The sequence below is a fragment of the Leucobacter sp. GX0328 genome (assembly GCF_053567315.1).
Map to the genome: position 1 here is coordinate 1 of NZ_JBSGPC010000002.1, position 14,634 is coordinate 14,634.

Genomic DNA, 14,634 nt, shown 5'->3' on the forward strand with positions numbered 1-14,634 from the left:
TATAGCGTCAGGGAAACGCCCGGTCACATTCCGAACCCGGAAGCTAAGGCTGACTGCGCTGATGGTACTGCGAGGGGGACCTCGTGGGAGAGTAAGACACCGCCGAACTCCTTTTGAAGAGAGGGGTCGTATCTACGGGACGCCAGTGATGGCAGCTCGTATGGTACGGCCCCTCTCGCATTTCCGCCCTCACTTATATGAACAGCGATAGAATTCCGAAGCGTATGCCCGGTCATACGCTCGAACGCCACGGGCCCTGGAGGCAATTAGTATGAACGAACGCTCATCGCGCGATTACTCGTCGGATCGCGGACCCCGCCAGGGCGGTCACGGACCCCAGGACCGCAGCGGATCAGGCCGAGGCAGCTACCGCCCCGAGAACGAGCGCCGGGATCGGGAGCAAGGCCGTGACCGCGGCTATCGCAGCGGCGATCGTTACGACCGCGGCCAGCGCGGCGACGGCGGCACCCGCGGCGACCGCGAGCAGAACCGCGATGGCGGTTACCGCGGCGATCGAAACCGCGGTGACTTCCGTAGTGATCGTCCGCGCAAGCAGTACGGCCGCGACGATCGTCAGCGGCCGGCTTCCGAGGGCCGCGAGGATCGGGGCGCCCGTCGCCCCTACGAATCCCGCGACGACCGTCCGCGGAAGAACACCGGCGCAGGCCGTGAAGGGCGTGCCGGCTCCGGCGAGCGCACCGGTGGCCTCCGCAAGCCCTACGCCAATAGGAATGATCGCTCCGCGGGGCGGGGAGCCGGTGACCGCGATGAGCGTCCGGGCAAGCGCTACGACGACCGCGCCGACGGCGCGCAGCGCCGCGGCTTCGGCGGTCGCGATGACCGCGAGCGCCGTCCGTACTCCGGCCGCGACGACCGCGCTGGTCGCGGTGAGCGCGACGATCGGCCGCGCCGCAGCTCCGGCGACCGTTACGAACGCGATGGCGGCCGCGGCTCGTACGGCGACCGCCGGGGCAGCGACGATCGCGGCTCCGGTGGACGCCAGCAGCGCGACGAGCGCGGCTCGAACGGCCGCGGCTCCTACGATCGCCGCTCGAACGATCGCGGCGCGCAGGATCGCGGCCCCCAGGGGCGCGGCGGCACCCGCGGGGGAGGCCGGAGCGACCGCGGCGGCGCAGGTCGCACGTTCACCGAGGCCGAACGGCTGCAGCACGAACTGCGCCCGGTGCGCTCGGAGCATCAGGATCCCTGGATCCCTGAGGAGATCGAGCCCAAAGATCTGTACCCCGCAGCCCGCAACGAGCTCAAGACGCTGCAGACCGACGTACAGGAGCGCGTCGCACGTCACCTCGCGACGGCCCTGATGCTCCTCGACGAGGATCCGGCGCTCGCGCACGAGCACGCGCTGTCGGCCAGCCGCCGCGCGGGCAGGATCCCGGTCGCTCGCGAGTTCCTCGCGATGACCGCGTACCGCACCGGCGACTTCGCGCTCGCCCTGCGCGAGCTGCGCACCTACCGCCGTCTCAGCGGCCGCGACAACCACGTCGCCCTCATGGTCGAGTGCGAGCGCGGCCTCGCGCGGCCCGAGAAGGCCGTCGAGACCGGCCTCGAGATCGACGCGTCGAAGCTCGAGACCGAGCAGCGGGTGCACCTCGCCATCGCGATGTCGGGCGCGCGCCTCGACCTCGGCCAGACGCAGCAGGCGCTCTTCGAACTCGAGATCCCCGAACTGAACCCCGACCGCGGGTTCTCGTGGAGCCCCGAGCTCTTCGCCGCGTACGCAGCCGTGCTCGAGGAGCTCGGCCGGGCCGACGAAGCCGCCGTATGGACGGAGCACGCGCTGCGCGCCGAGCGTGCGCTCGAGCAGCACTTCGGCGGCTCCGACGAGATCGACGTGATCGAGATCGTCGAATACGAGTCGGCGACCGAGAGCGAGTACGGCGGTGGACCCGACGCCCCAGAACCGTCCGAGAAAGCGGAAGGTGCGAGCGGATCCGCTGAACCGGCCGAAGCGGTCGCCAGCGAGGCCGGTGCAGACGAGGCGCCTGCGGAGGGCGCGGAAACCGTCGCGACCGTACCCGACACGCTGGCGGAGCCCGCTGGCGCGCCCGTGACCGGGGCCGCGACCCCGCCCGAGGGCGATACCGCGGAGGAGCCCCAGTCGTTCGACGCCGCGATCGCCGCGGAGGTCGACGAGCTGCTCGCCGAGGCCGGTATCACCGACGACGGCTCCGACGATGGGCGCACGGACGCGGAGGAAGGGAAAGCGGACTGATGGGTCTCTTCGGGAGGAAGCGCGATGAGACCGGGCCCGCGCCCATCGACGGTCGCGAGCTCGTGCTCGCCGACCTCGACGGCGTGGTGTACCGGGGCGAAGGGGCGATCCCTGGAGCCATCGAATCGTTGAATCTCGCGGCCGAGAGCCTGCGGGTGGCCTATCTCACCAATAACGCGTCGCGCACCGATCATACGGTCGCCGAGCACCTGCAGCAGCTCGGGCTGCGCCCGACGGCGGAGGACATCGTGACCTCGCCGCAGGCGGCGGTCGCGCTGCTCGCGGAGTTCGCGCCCGCGGGATCGAAGGTGCTCGTCGTCGGCGGCGACGGTCTCATCGACGAACTCGAGAAGGCCGGCTACTCGTGGACGCGCACCGCGGAAGACGGCTTGGCGGCCGTGCTGCAGGGATTCGCGCCGCACGTCGGCTGGGAAGACCTGGCGGAGGCGTCGTACGCGCTCGCCGAGGGGCCGAACGGCGAGCAGCTGCCCTGGATCGCAACGAACACTGACTGGACGATTCCGCGGGCGCGCGGCATCGCCCCGGGCAACGGCACGCTCGTGTCGGCCGTGCATACCGCCGTGCAGCGCCTCCCGGTGTTCGCGGGCAAGCCCGAAACGCCGATCTACGAGGCCGCGTTCGACCGCTTCGGCACGCGCAACGCGCTGATGGTCGGCGACCGCCTCGACACCGACATCAAGGGCGCCGTCGCAGCCGGCATCCCGTCGCTGCAGGTGCTCACGGGCGTCGATCGCCCGAAGCAGCTCCTCGCGGCGTCGAAGGACATGCGGCCCGACTTCATCGTGCCGACGCTCGCCGAGATGCACGAGCCGTACCCGGTCGCCGAGACGCTGCGCGATGGCACCGTGCGAGTGGGGTCGGCGAAGGTGCGCATGGACGGGCATATCGTCGTCGTGGTCGCCGAGGGCGAATCTCCCCTCGACCTGCTGCGCGCCGGCTGCCTCGCGATCTGGGCATCCGGGCTGGCGATCTACGGGCTGAAGGTGCCCGAGATCCTCATCGAGGACCACTGGCGCTGAGACCATGGGCGAGACGCAGATGAACGACGACCGGGCCGATAACGGTGCGCAGGCCGACAGCGGCGCACGGGCCGACGGGCGCGGCGAGGGCGAGCTGCTCGGCCGCATCGAGCTCATCGAGTCGCAGCCGCTCGCGCAGCGCGCCGCCGGCTTCGAACAGGTGCACGACGAGCTGCTCGCCGAGCTGCAGCGCAGCGATCACGATGGCTGACAGTGCCGCGGGCGCGGCACCGGCCGTGCGATGGCAGGGATCGCCGGAGCGCCTCGACCGGGTCGTCGCCGAGACGGGGCTCGCGCGTTCGCGCAGCCGCGCCGCCGAGCTCATCGCGGCAGGCGAGGTGCGCGTCGACGGCCGGCCCGTCACGAAGGCCGGAACGAAGGTGCCGAGCGGCGCGCTCGTCGAGGTCGCCGTCGCCGACCGCTACGTCGGCCGCGCCGCGGGAAAGCTCGTCGCAGGGCTCGACCGCTTCGGCATCGACCCCGCGGGCCGGCTCGCCCTCGACCTCGGGGCGTCGACCGGCGGCTTCACGCAGGTGCTGCTCGAGCGCGGCGCACGAGCGGTGCAGGCGATCGACGTCGGCCACGACCAGATGGTGCCCGAGCTCGCCGCGGACCCGCGCGTGCACCTCGTGGAAGGCTGCAATGCGCGCGAGCTCGACCGGACCCTGCTCGAAGCGCGTACCGGCGAGACCGAGGCTCCGAGCCTCGTCGTCGCCGATCTCTCGTTCATCTCGCTCACGCTCGTGCTCCCCGCGATCGCGCGCTCCGCGGCCGCCGATGCCGACCTGGTGCTGCTGATCAAGCCGCAGTTCGAGGTCGGTCGGGTGAAGGACGGGGTCGTCACCTCGCCCGAGCAGCGGGCGGAGGCGATGCGCAGGGTACTGGCGGCGGCGGCGGCCCACGGGTACGACTGCCGGGGCCTCGAAGCCTCACCGGTCGTGGGCGGCGCGGGCAATCGCGAGGTTCTTGCGCACTTCGCGCGCGGCGCATCGCCGGATCCGACACAATGGGAGGGGCGGATCGCTGAACTGCGCGGGCCCGACGGCATCGTCGGCCCGACCGCGAACCGCACGACCTGACGGAGGAGACGCATGAGCGACGTGCACGACGCAGACGGCAGCGAAGAACGCGCAGCGCTCGACCGGCCCGCGGTCGCCGATGCAGCGGAGCCCTGCGCCGCGCGGGAGCCGTCTTGCAGGCGCATGCTCGTCGTCTCGCACGCGCACCGTCCGGAGGCGATCGCCGCGACCGTCGAGGTGGTGCGCGCCCTCACCGAGGCCGGTGTCGTGCCGGTGCTCGACGCGGAGGACCGCACGGCTTTCGAACCGCACTTCGACATCACGCGAACCGAGACGCTCGGGCGCGACATCGCGGTGGTCGACCTCGAGGTCGCGTTCGTACTCGGCGGCGACGGCACCATTCTGCGTGCTGCCGAGATGCTGCGCGGCTCGGAATGCCCCATCGTGGGCGTGAATCTCGGCCATGTCGGCTTCCTCGCCGAGATGGAGAGCCACGACCTCAGCGCCACGATCGAGCGCGTCCTCGCCCGCGACTACACGGTCGAGGAGCGGCTCACGGTCGACGTGCAGGCGATCTCGGCGGAGGGCGAGACCATCGCCGACACCTGGGCGCTCAACGAGGCGAGCGTCGAGAAGGGGCGGCGCATGCTCGAGGTCTCCGTCGGCGTCGACGGGCGGCCCCTCACCAACTTCGCCTGCGACGGCGTCGTGCTCGCGACTCCGACCGGCTCCACGGCGTACGCGTTCTCGGCCGGCGGGCCCGTCGTCTGGCCGGGCGTGCAGGCCATGCTCATGGTGCCCATCGCGGCGCATGCGCTCTTCGACCGGCCGATCGTCGTCGATCCCGAATCCGAGCTCACCGTCACGATCCTGCCCGAGAACATCGGCCCGGGGGTCTTGTGGTGCGACGGCCGCCGGCGCACCGAGCTGCCGGCCGGCTCCGTGGTGCAGGTGCGCCGCTCGGCGCTCACAGTGCGGCTCGCTCGACTCGACCGGGCCGTCTTCTCGGAGCGCCTGGTGCGCAAATTCAAGCTGCCGACCACGGGGTGGCGCGGGGAGCGCGGCGGAGGCATCGCGTGATCGAAGAACTCCGGATCAGGGACCTCGGGGTCATCGCCGACACGACGCTGCCGCTCGGGCCGGGGTTCACCGCGATCACGGGCGAGACCGGCGCCGGCAAGACGATGGTCGTGAGCGCGCTCGGCCTGCTCATGGGCGAGCGCAGCGACGCGGGCGCGGTGCGCGGCGGGGCGGCGCAGGCACGCGTCAACGGCATCGTGCAGACCGCCGACGCCGAGGTCGCCGAGATCGTCGCCGATGCAGGCGGTGACATCGAAGACGGCGAGCTCGTGCTCGGGCGCACCGTGAGCGCCGAGGGGCGCAGCCGCGCGATCGTCGGGGGAGCGAGCGCTCCGGTCGGCACGCTCGGGCGGCTCGCGGGCCGTCTGTTCGCAGTGCACGGCCAGGCCGATCAGCTGCGGCTGCGGTCGGCGGGCGAGCAGCGCGATACGCTCGATCGTTTCGGCGGCCCCGCCCTCGCGGAGGTGCTGACCGAGTACCGGGCCTGTCACGCGGAGCGCGGGGCGCTCGCCACCCGGGTGGCGGAGCTGACCGCCGCGCTCGATGAGCGCGCCGCCGAGGCGGTGCGCCTGCGCGCCGAGCTCGAGGAGATCGCCGCGGTCGACCCGCAGCCCGGTGAGGAAGCCGAGCTGCAGCAGCGCATCGAACTGCTCGGCAACCTCGAGGCGCTGCGATCGGCGACGTCGACGGCGCACGACGCGCTCGAGAGCGAATCGGACGACCCGTTCAGCCGGGACGCGACCGGCCTCGTCGATGCGGCGCTGCAGGAGCTCGATCGGGTGAGCGGCTATGACGCGCGGCTGGCAGGGATCGCCGACGTGCTGCGCGCCGCCGCCTTGCAGCTCGCCGAGGCCGCGCGCGAGCTCGCGGTCTACGCGGGCGACCTCGATGAAGACGGCCCGGGCGAGCTCGCCGCCGCCAATGAGCGTCTCGCCGCGCTCGCTCAGCTCTTCCGGGTGCACGGCGGAGACGCGGAGAGCGTCCAGGCGTACGCCGAGCAGGGGGCGAGGCGCCTCACCGAACTCGACGGCGACGATGACACCGTCGCCGCACTCGCCGACCGGCTCGATGGGCTCACGGCCCGCGAAGCGGACCTCGCCGCGCAGCTGTCGCAGCTGCGGCATGAGGCGGCCGCCGAGCTCTCGCGCCTCGTGACCGTCGAACTGCGCCAGCTGGCGCTGCCCGATGCGGAGTTCGTCGTGCAGGTGACGCCGCTGGACGCGCTCGGTTCGAGCGGGGGAGACGAGGTGCAGCTGCTTCTGAGCCCGCACCCCGGTTCGGCGCCGCGCCCCATCGCGAAGAGCGCCTCCGGCGGCGAGCTGTCGCGCGTCATGCTGGCACTCGAGGTCGTGGTCGCGGGCGTCGACCCGGTGCCGACCTTCGTGTTCGACGAGGTCGACGCCGGCGTCGGCGGCGCGGCCGCCATCGAGATCGGCCGACGGCTGGCGCGGCTGGCGCGCACCTCGCAGGTGATCGTCGTCACCCACCTGGCGCAGGTCGCGGCCTTCGCCGGCAACCACGTGCGCGTGCTGAAGGACACGGCGGGGGGCTTCACCGAGTCGAGCTGCGTCGTGCTCGACGGCGATGACCGTCTCGCCGAGATGGCGCGGCTGCTGTCGGGTCTCAGCGACTCGGGGAGCGCTCTCGAGCACGCCGCCGAACTGCTGGCGCTGCGCGAGACCGCATAGCCGGTGCGCCGCCGTTCCCCGTGTCGGGGGCGAGTGCTACTCTCGCCAGCATGGCGAAGATTTTCGGGCGCAGGCGGTCCGCCGCCGACGGCGCCGTGACGACCGGCGAAGTGCCGGCCCTCGATGACAGCCCGACGGTGAAAGCCGCGTACCTCGAGGCGCATCCCGACGTCGTGCACGCCGACCTCGAGCAGATGGACGCCGAGACGCGCCAGATGTACCGGGACGCCCGCGAGGCCGCCCAGGACGCGGCGGAGGAGCGGTCGCAGTCGCGGGCACGGGAGTTCGTCGTGCAGCATCCGTTCCAGCTCGGCTTCACGGTCACGCTGGGCGTGCTGACCGCCGTGCTCGTCGGGGCGATGATCGACCAGCTGAGCACCATCATCATGTACGTCGTGGCGGCGCTGTTCGTCGCGCTCGGCCTCGACCCCGTCGTGCGCATGCTCGAGCGCAAGGGGCTGAAGCGGCCGCTCGGCATCGGCGTCGTCTTCGGCGGATTCGTGCTGCTCATCGCGACGCTGCTCGCCATCATCATCCCGATGCTCACGAACCAGATCGCGCAGCTCGTGCGCAGTGCCCCGATGCTCTTCAGAGACATCACCCATCAGGACTGGTTCATCGATGTCAATTCGCGCTTCGGCCAGTTCGTCGACTTCGACGGCCTGCTGAAGACCGGGCAGGAGCTCGTGGGCAATCCCGAGAACTGGGCATCGGTCGCGGGCGGCGTCTGGCAGGCGGGCGTGGGCATCGCGAACGGGCTCACTGCGGCGCTCATCGTGCTCATCCTCAGCCTGTACTTCCTCTCCGCGCTGAAGACGATCAAGCGGGCGTTCTACTCGCTCGTGCCGCGCTCGGGGCGCGCGAAGGTGATGGACATCACCGAGCAGGTCACGAAGTCGGTCGGCGGCTACGTCAACGGTATGGTCGTGCTCGCGTTCATCAACGCGGTGCTCGGCTTCATCATGATGTCGATCGTGGGGGTGCCGTTCGCGGGCCTCGTCGCCGTCGGCGTCTTCCTGCTGGCCCTGATCCCGCTCATCGGATCGGTGCTGGCCACCGTGCTGGTCGGCTTCGTCGCCCTCTTCGACTCCCCGATGACCGCGGTGATCGCGGTGGGCTACTACCTGATCTACATGCAGATCGAGTCGTATCTGCTCACCCCGCGCATCATGAACCGCGTCGTCTCCGTTCCGGGCGCGCTCGTGGTGATCGGCGCGCTCGCGGGCGGCACCCTGCTCGGCCTGCTCGGCGCGCTGATCTCGATCCCTGTGACCGCCATGGTGCTCATGATCATCAAGCAGGTGTGGGTGCCCCGGCAGGAGCTGCGCTGAGCCGCCCGCCGAAGCCTCGACGTCGACGAATGGCACCTGATAGGATTGAAGCCCGTGGGAATAGAGCAGAGCGCCGATACGTCAGGCACGACCAAGCACATCTTCGTCACGGGGGGCGTCGTCTCCTCTCTGGGTAAGGGGCTGACCGCCGCGAGCCTCGGAAACCTGCTGACCGCGCGGGGCCTCCGCGTCGTCATGCAGAAGCTGGATCCGTACCTCAACATCGATCCGGGCACCATGAACCCGTTCGAGCACGGCGAGGTCTTCGTTACCGACGATGGCGCCGAAACCGATCTCGACATCGGTCACTACGAGCGCTTCCTCGGCATCAACCTGTCGCAGGCCGCGAACGTCACCACGGGCCAGATCTACTCGGAGGTGCTGCAGAAGGAGCGCCGCGGCGACTACCTCGGCGCCACCGTGCAGGTCATCCCGCACATCACCAACGAGATCAAGCGCCGCATGCGCCTGCAGGCCGAAGAGGATCCGCGCCCCGACGTGATCATCACCGAGATCGGCGGCACCGTCGGCGATATCGAGTCGCAGCCCTTCCTCGAGGCCGCCCGCCAGGTGCGCCACGAGTACGGCCGCGACAACGTCTTCTTCGTGCACGTCTCGCTCGTGCCATACATGGGCGCCTCGGGCGAGCAGAAGACCAAGCCGACCCAGCACTCGGTCGCCGCCCTCCGCTCCATCGGCATCCAGCCCGACGCGCTCGTGCTGCGCAGCGACCGGCCCGTCACCGAGGACAACCTGCGCAAGATCGCGCTCATGTGCGACGTCGACGAGGATGCGGTCGTGAACGCCGTGGATGTGAAGAGCATCTACGATCTGCCGCGCCTGCTCAGCGACCAGGGCCTCGACCGCGCGATCCTCGACCGCCTGCGCATGGAAGGCCGCGCCGGCGAGATCGACTGGAGCGGCTGGCAGCCCGTGCTCGACGCCGTGCACGAGCCGAAGGGCGAGGTCACGATCGCGCTCGTCGGCAAGTACATCGACCTGCCCGACGCGTACCTCTCGGTCACCGAGGCGCTGCGCGCCGGCGGCTTCGCCCACGCGACCAAGGTCAACATCAAGTGGGTGCCCTCCGACTCCTGCGAGACCCCCGAGGGCGCACGTGCGCAGCTCGGCGAGGTCGATGGCATCTGCGTGCCCGGCGGCTTCGGCATCCGCGGCATCGAGGGCAAGCTCGGCGCGCTGCGCTTCGCCCGCGAGAACGGCCTGCCGACGCTCGGCCTCTGCCTCGGCATGCAGTGCATGGTCATCGAATACGCACGCAATGTCGCCGGGCTCGCATCGGCGTCGTCGACCGAGTTCGACCCCGAGACCGCGCAGCCGGTCATCGCGACCATGGCCGAGCAGGTCGACATCATCGACGGCGGCGACCTCGGCGGCACCATGCGCCTCGGCCTGTACGAGGCGAAGCTCGCCGACGGATCGCTCGCCGCGGAGCTCTACGGCGCCCCTTCGGCCTCCGAGCGCCACCGCCACCGCTACGAGGTCAACAACCGCTACCGCGACCAGATCGCGGCCGCCGGGCTGAGCTTCTCGGGCACGAGCCCAGACGGCGAGCTCGTCGAGTACGTCGAGCTGCCCCGCGAGCGGCACCCGTTCTACATCGCGACCCAGGCGCACCCCGAGCTGCGCTCGCGCCCGGGCACGCCCCATCCGCTGTTCGCCGGTCTCGCCGCTGCCGCGATCGAGCGCCGCGACGCCGCGCACCTGTTCGAGGTCGAGGAGGCCGAGTAGCGCCATGACGCTCGGGCATCAGGCGGTTCCGGGGCGGCTCGCCGACGAGGTCGCAGACGATGTGCGGGTGATCGAGAACGAGAAGCTCGTCACCGGGCGGGTCTGGGATATCAGGCGCGATCGGTTCGAGCTGGGCGGGCACGAGATTGTGCGCGACTACGTGGATCACACCGGCGCGGTCGCCGTGCTCGCGCTCGACGAGGCGGGGCGCGTGCTGCTCATCAAGCAGTACCGCCATCCCGTCGCGCACCGCGACTGGGAGATCCCTGCCGGCCTCATGGATGCGCCCGGCGAGAGCGGCCTGGTGTCGGCGCAGCGCGAGCTCGCCGAGGAGACCGACCTGCAGGCCGCGCGCTGGGACCTGCTGCTCGACCTGTTCCTGTCGCCCGGCGGTTCGAGCGAGGCCATGCGCATCTTCCTTGCCAGGGATCTCTCGCCCCTCGAGCACGACTACGTGCGCACCGAGGAAGAGGCCGAGATCGAGCCCCGCTGGGTCGACCTCGACGAGGTCGTGGCCGCCGTGCTCGACGGCCGGGTGCAGAACGCCGTCACCGCCGGCGCGGTGCTCGGCGCTGCGGCCGCACAGGCGCGGGGCTGGGACACGCTGCGCGACCCGCTGCTGCCCTGGACGGGGCGGGAGGCCGTGCGCGGCGAACGGTCGCGCTGATGGCCCTCGCGCCCGCGGCCGGCATCGAACGGTACCTCCGCCACGTCGCTCTCGAACTCGGACTGTCGCAGAACAGCCAGGACGCCTACCGGCGCGATCTGGGCGCGTACGCCGCCTGGCTCGAGCAGCGCGGACTCGAGGCACTCGACGACATCGTGCCCGGCACCCTCGCCGAGTACGTCGCCGGCCTCGGGGGCGCGGACGGCGAGACCGCCCGGCTCGCCCCCGCCTCGATCGCCCGGCGCCTGTCGACCGTGCGCAGCATGCACCGCTTCCTCTACGACGAGGGGCTGCTGGCCTCGAACGCCGGTAGCGCCGTGCGCACCCCGAAGCGGGCGCAGCGGTTGCCGAAGGCGCTGCCCATTGCAGACGTCGAAGCGCTGCTCGCTTCCGCCAGCGGCGACGACCCCGTGTCGCTCAGGGATCGCGCCCTGCTCGAACTGCTCTACGCCAGCGGCGCGCGCGTCAGCGAGGTCACCGCCCTCGACCTCGACGACCTCGTCAGCGGCACCGAGCACGGCGACGCCCTGCAGCACCCGCTGGAGGCGCTCGGCGAGGGCGGGTTCCTCCGCGTGCTCGGCAAGGGATCGAAGCAGCGCTTCGCCCCGTACGGCAGTTACGCGGGCCGCGCTCTCGCCGCCTATCTCGTGCGCGCGCGTCCCGGCATGGTCGCACGCGGTAGGGGCACTCCGGCGCTCTTCGTCGGCCCGCGAGGCGCCCGGATGTCGCGCCAGAGCGTGTGGCTCGTGATCCGCGCCGCCGCCGAGCGTGCCGAGATCACGGCGGAGGTGTCGCCGCACACGCTGCGCCACTCCTTCGCCACCCACCTGCTCGCGGGCGGCGCTGACGTGCGCACTGTGCAGGAGCTGCTCGGTCACTCCTCGGTCACCACCACCCAGATCTACACCCAGGTCACCGCCGACACGCTGCGCGAGCACTACCTGACGGCGCATCCCCGGGCCCGCTGAGATCCGCAGTGGTGCGGCGGTACGGCGGTGCGCCCGTGCGGCTCCGCGGCGGTGCGCCCGCGCGGTGCGTTGCGCTCTCGTGCCGCGGATCGTGCGAGGTGTGGAGTCGTATGCACCATCAGCCCGACCCGGGTGGTGCATTCGGCTCCACGCCAGCGGGTATGTGAGGCGGGGCGGAGAAAAGATCGAGCGCGATGAGTTCCTGGCGAGAGACGTGCCGGGTTGTGCGAGTCGTGAGGCCGCCCCGATAGCTTGGAAGGGCACATGCAGTCCAAAAGCGAGGAGCTTCGCCCGACATGACCCCGATTCAGCCACTGCCGGCACCGGTGCTCACCGAGGTGCAACGGGCGGATCTCGCCCGTGCGAAGCGTGCCGCGAGGTGGCTCGGAATCATCGGGCCGCTCGGGGTGATTACGATCGGCGTCATCGTGCTTCTGGCGTGGCTGCCGCGGATGCCCGACCCGGCGGGTACCCACTGGGGGTTCAGCGGCGGCCCCGACGGCTTCGGCGCGCCCGCGACCTTCGTGTGGTTGCAGGCAGGCGTCGGCTACGTCGTCGTGCTGCTCATGGGAGCGATGGCGGCCGTCGGCCCGATGAAATCCGGGCAGCCCGTGTGGGGCGGCTACCAGCGCTTTCTGGCGGCCTTCGGCGCGGGGTTTGCCGTCTTCACCACGATCAATAACCTCACGAGCGCGGGCGTGCAGCTCGATGTGGCGGATGCGGCGAAGGCCCCTGGCATCGGCGGCATGATGGCCGTGAGCTTCGTATCGTGGGTGGTCGTGGGCGCGATCGTGTGGTTTGCGCAGCCGGGCGTCACCGTGCACCCTGCGCGCACCGCAGCGCAGTCGGCGGCACAGTCGGTCGATGCGGTTGATGCAGGGGCGCATCCCAGCGCAGAAGCTGGCGCGGTCGATGCCGCCTGGCAGGGCAGGGTGAATCCCAGCCGAGGCTACCTGTGGCTTGTCGGAGGCACAGTGGCGCTGCTTGCGGCCGTCACGGTGCTCGTGGTCGTTCTGCCGGGCAGTGAACGCGTGGCCATGGCGATCTCCGCGGCCGTGCTCGTGATCGTGGTGGCGCTGCTCGCAACGATGTCGTGGTTCACGGTGCGCATCGACGCCTCGGGGCTCGAGGCGCGCTCGAGGCTCGGCTGGCCGGTGTTCAGGCTGCCCGCGGACGGCATCGCGAAGGTCGAAACGCAGCACATCTCGCCGTTCGCCGAGCTTGGCGGGTGGGGCGTGCGCGTGGCTCCCGGCCGCTTCGGTATCGTGATGCGCGACGGGGCGGGCATCGTCGTCACCCGCGAGAACGGCAAACTCTTCTTCATCACGCTCGACGACGCAGCGGCCAGGCTCGCAGAGGCTGCTGCGGCGGCGCACCACGAGAAGGGCTGACGCACATGGCGCACCGAACGGCGATCAACACCGCGATGAACACCTCGCTGAACAGCGCGCTCCGAGAAGCGCTGTCGGGCGACACCTCGCGGCTGGTCATCGAGGCCGAGGCGCTGCGCGCGCACGAGAGCGACCGGTCGCTCCAACGACAGGGCTCAGCGGCAGCGCTGGTCGTACCGCTCACGACAGCAGAGGTGCAGGCCGTCGTGCGCGCGGCCAGCGCCCACGCGGTGCCGATCGTGGCGCAGGGCGCTCGCACCGGCCTCGCCGGCGCAGCCTCGGCCGCCGCAGGCGCGATCCTCATCGACTTCTCGCGCATGAACCGCATTCTGCGCATCGACCCCCTCGAGCGGCTCGCCGTCGTGCAGCCCGGCGTGATCGTCTCGGACCTCGCGGCGGCCGTGGAGGAGGAGGGGCTCTTCTACGCGCCCGACCCCGTGTCGGCGCAGTGGGCGACGGTCGGCGGCACCATCGCCACGAACGCGGGCGGCATGCGCTGCATCAAGTACGGGGTGACGCGCGATTCGGTACGATCCCTCGAGATCGTGCTCGCCGACGGCAGCGTCGAGCGCACCCGCCGCGACACCGTCAAATCGGTGACCGGCCTCGACCTCACCTCGCTCATCGTCGGCTCGGAGGGCACGCTCGCGCTCGTCACCGAGATCACCGTGAGCCTGCGCTCGGCGCCCGGACCCGCACGCGGAGTCGCGGCCATGTTCCCCGACCCAGAGTCGGCGCTCGCCGCAGCGAACACCATCGCGGCGGGCGCCGCACTGCCCGCCGTGCTCGAAATGCTCGACGATGTGGCCCTCGACAGCATCCGCCGCACCGCCCCCGAGGCCTCGGCACCCGCGGCAGCGCGCGCCTGGCTGCTCGCCGTCACCGATGCCCGGGTCGGCGCCGACGACGAACTCGACGCGTTCGAGCGGGCGTTCGCCGATCACGGCGCGATCTCCACGAGCCGCGCCGACACACCCGATGCGCTCGAAGAGCTCTTCGCACTGCGCCGTCTGCTGCAGCCCGCCATGCAGGCCTACCGCGGCGACGCCCACCACGGCGACATCGCGGTACCCCGCGCGGCCCTCGGCGAAGTAGTGCGCCGTGCCGACGAGATCGCGCGGCGCCTGGACGTCATCATCTCGATCGGCGGTCACGTCGGCGACGGCAACCTGCACCCCATCATCGCGTTCGATCCGCACGATGCCGAGCAGGTGCGTCGCGCGCACGAGGCGCACGACGAACTGCTCGCCGCCGTGCAGCAGCTCGGCGGCACCGTCTCGGGGGAGCACGGCATCGGCACCGAGAAGCTCGCGGCCCTCGACGGCGAACTCACCCCGCGGGTGCGCGAACTGCAACGGGCGATCAAGACCGCCTTCGACCCGCAGGGCATTCTGAACCCCGGCCGCAAGCTGTAGGTGACCGGGGCCCGGCCCCGCGCTCGGGGCCCGGCCCGAGCTTCGACCTCGCG

General features: G+C 71.3%; 13 protein-coding genes and 1 rRNA gene. 13 read left to right on the plus strand and 1 reads right to left on the minus strand.

What is annotated here, in order from left to right; all coding sequences use genetic code 11:
* A 5S ribosomal RNA gene (rrf, locus tag ACUYTF_RS08105) occupies positions 1-108 on the plus strand; the annotation flags it as partial.
* A 244-nt stretch (positions 109-352) separates the two neighbouring features.
* On the opposite strand, the gene ACUYTF_RS08110 is transcribed toward rrf, so the two are convergent.
* Entirely contained in the window at positions 353-1,198 is an 846-nt protein-coding gene (locus tag ACUYTF_RS08110; RefSeq protein ID WP_449279594.1) for a hypothetical protein, read from the minus strand.
* Here ACUYTF_RS08110 and ACUYTF_RS08115 point away from each other — a divergent pair.
* The 12 genes from ACUYTF_RS08115 (at position 1,184) to ACUYTF_RS08170 (ending at position 14,581) form a co-directional block, all read left to right on the plus strand.
* The gene (locus ACUYTF_RS08115) at positions 1,184-2,233 is read left to right on the plus strand and encodes a hypothetical protein (protein WP_449279595.1); all 1,050 of its coding nucleotides are present in this window, start codon (positions 1,184-1,186) and stop codon (positions 2,231-2,233) included. The two genes, ACUYTF_RS08110 and ACUYTF_RS08115, sit on opposite strands and share 15 nt — an antisense overlap.
* Entirely contained in the window at positions 2,233-3,273 is a 1,041-nt protein-coding gene (locus ACUYTF_RS08120; RefSeq protein ID WP_434142214.1) for an HAD-IIA family hydrolase, read from the plus strand. Before ACUYTF_RS08115 ends, ACUYTF_RS08120 begins: the two co-directional genes overlap by 1 nt.
* Positions 3,274-3,277: 4 nt before the next feature.
* Positions 3,278-3,484: a hypothetical protein gene (locus ACUYTF_RS08125; RefSeq protein WP_434142216.1), complete on the plus strand. Its 207-nt coding sequence runs from the start codon at positions 3,278-3,280 to the stop codon at positions 3,482-3,484.
* Positions 3,477-4,352, plus strand: coding sequence for an SAM-dependent methyltransferase (locus tag ACUYTF_RS08130; RefSeq protein WP_434142217.1), 876 nt, complete (start codon positions 3,477-3,479; stop codon positions 4,350-4,352). The genes ACUYTF_RS08125 and ACUYTF_RS08130 overlap by 8 nt, the downstream gene beginning before the upstream one ends.
* Positions 4,353-4,475: 123 nt before the next feature.
* Positions 4,476-5,372, plus strand: coding sequence for an NAD kinase (locus ACUYTF_RS08135; RefSeq protein ID WP_434142763.1), 897 nt, complete (start codon positions 4,476-4,478; stop codon positions 5,370-5,372).
* On the plus strand, positions 5,369-7,060 hold the full coding sequence (recN, locus tag ACUYTF_RS08140) for a DNA repair protein RecN (protein ID WP_434142220.1): 1,692 nt from the start codon (positions 5,369-5,371) through the stop codon (positions 7,058-7,060). Before ACUYTF_RS08135 ends, recN begins: the two co-directional genes overlap by 4 nt.
* A gap of 50 nt (positions 7,061-7,110) precedes the next feature.
* Complete coding sequence (locus ACUYTF_RS08145) at positions 7,111-8,391, plus strand: AI-2E family transporter (protein ID WP_434142222.1); 1,281 nt, start codon at positions 7,111-7,113, stop codon at positions 8,389-8,391.
* A 54-nt stretch (positions 8,392-8,445) separates the two neighbouring features.
* Entirely contained in the window at positions 8,446-10,140 is a 1,695-nt protein-coding gene (locus ACUYTF_RS08150; RefSeq protein ID WP_434142225.1) for a CTP synthase, read from the plus strand.
* Positions 10,141-10,144: 4 nt separating this feature from the next.
* Positions 10,145-10,807, plus strand: coding sequence for an NUDIX domain-containing protein (locus ACUYTF_RS08155; RefSeq protein ID WP_449279596.1), 663 nt, complete (start codon positions 10,145-10,147; stop codon positions 10,805-10,807).
* Complete coding sequence (locus ACUYTF_RS08160; RefSeq protein ID WP_434142228.1) at positions 10,807-11,775, plus strand: tyrosine recombinase; 969 nt, start codon at positions 10,807-10,809, stop codon at positions 11,773-11,775. The genes ACUYTF_RS08155 and ACUYTF_RS08160 overlap by 1 nt, the downstream gene beginning before the upstream one ends.
* A gap of 296 nt (positions 11,776-12,071) precedes the next feature.
* Positions 12,072-13,166, plus strand: a complete 1,095-nt coding sequence (locus ACUYTF_RS08165; protein ID WP_434142231.1) for a DUF1648 domain-containing protein — start codon at positions 12,072-12,074, stop codon at positions 13,164-13,166.
* Between the two features lie 5 nt (positions 13,167-13,171).
* Positions 13,172-14,581: an FAD-linked oxidase C-terminal domain-containing protein gene (locus tag ACUYTF_RS08170; RefSeq protein ID WP_434142233.1), complete on the plus strand. Its 1,410-nt coding sequence runs from the start codon at positions 13,172-13,174 to the stop codon at positions 14,579-14,581.
* Positions 14,582-14,634: the final 53 nt, after the last annotated feature.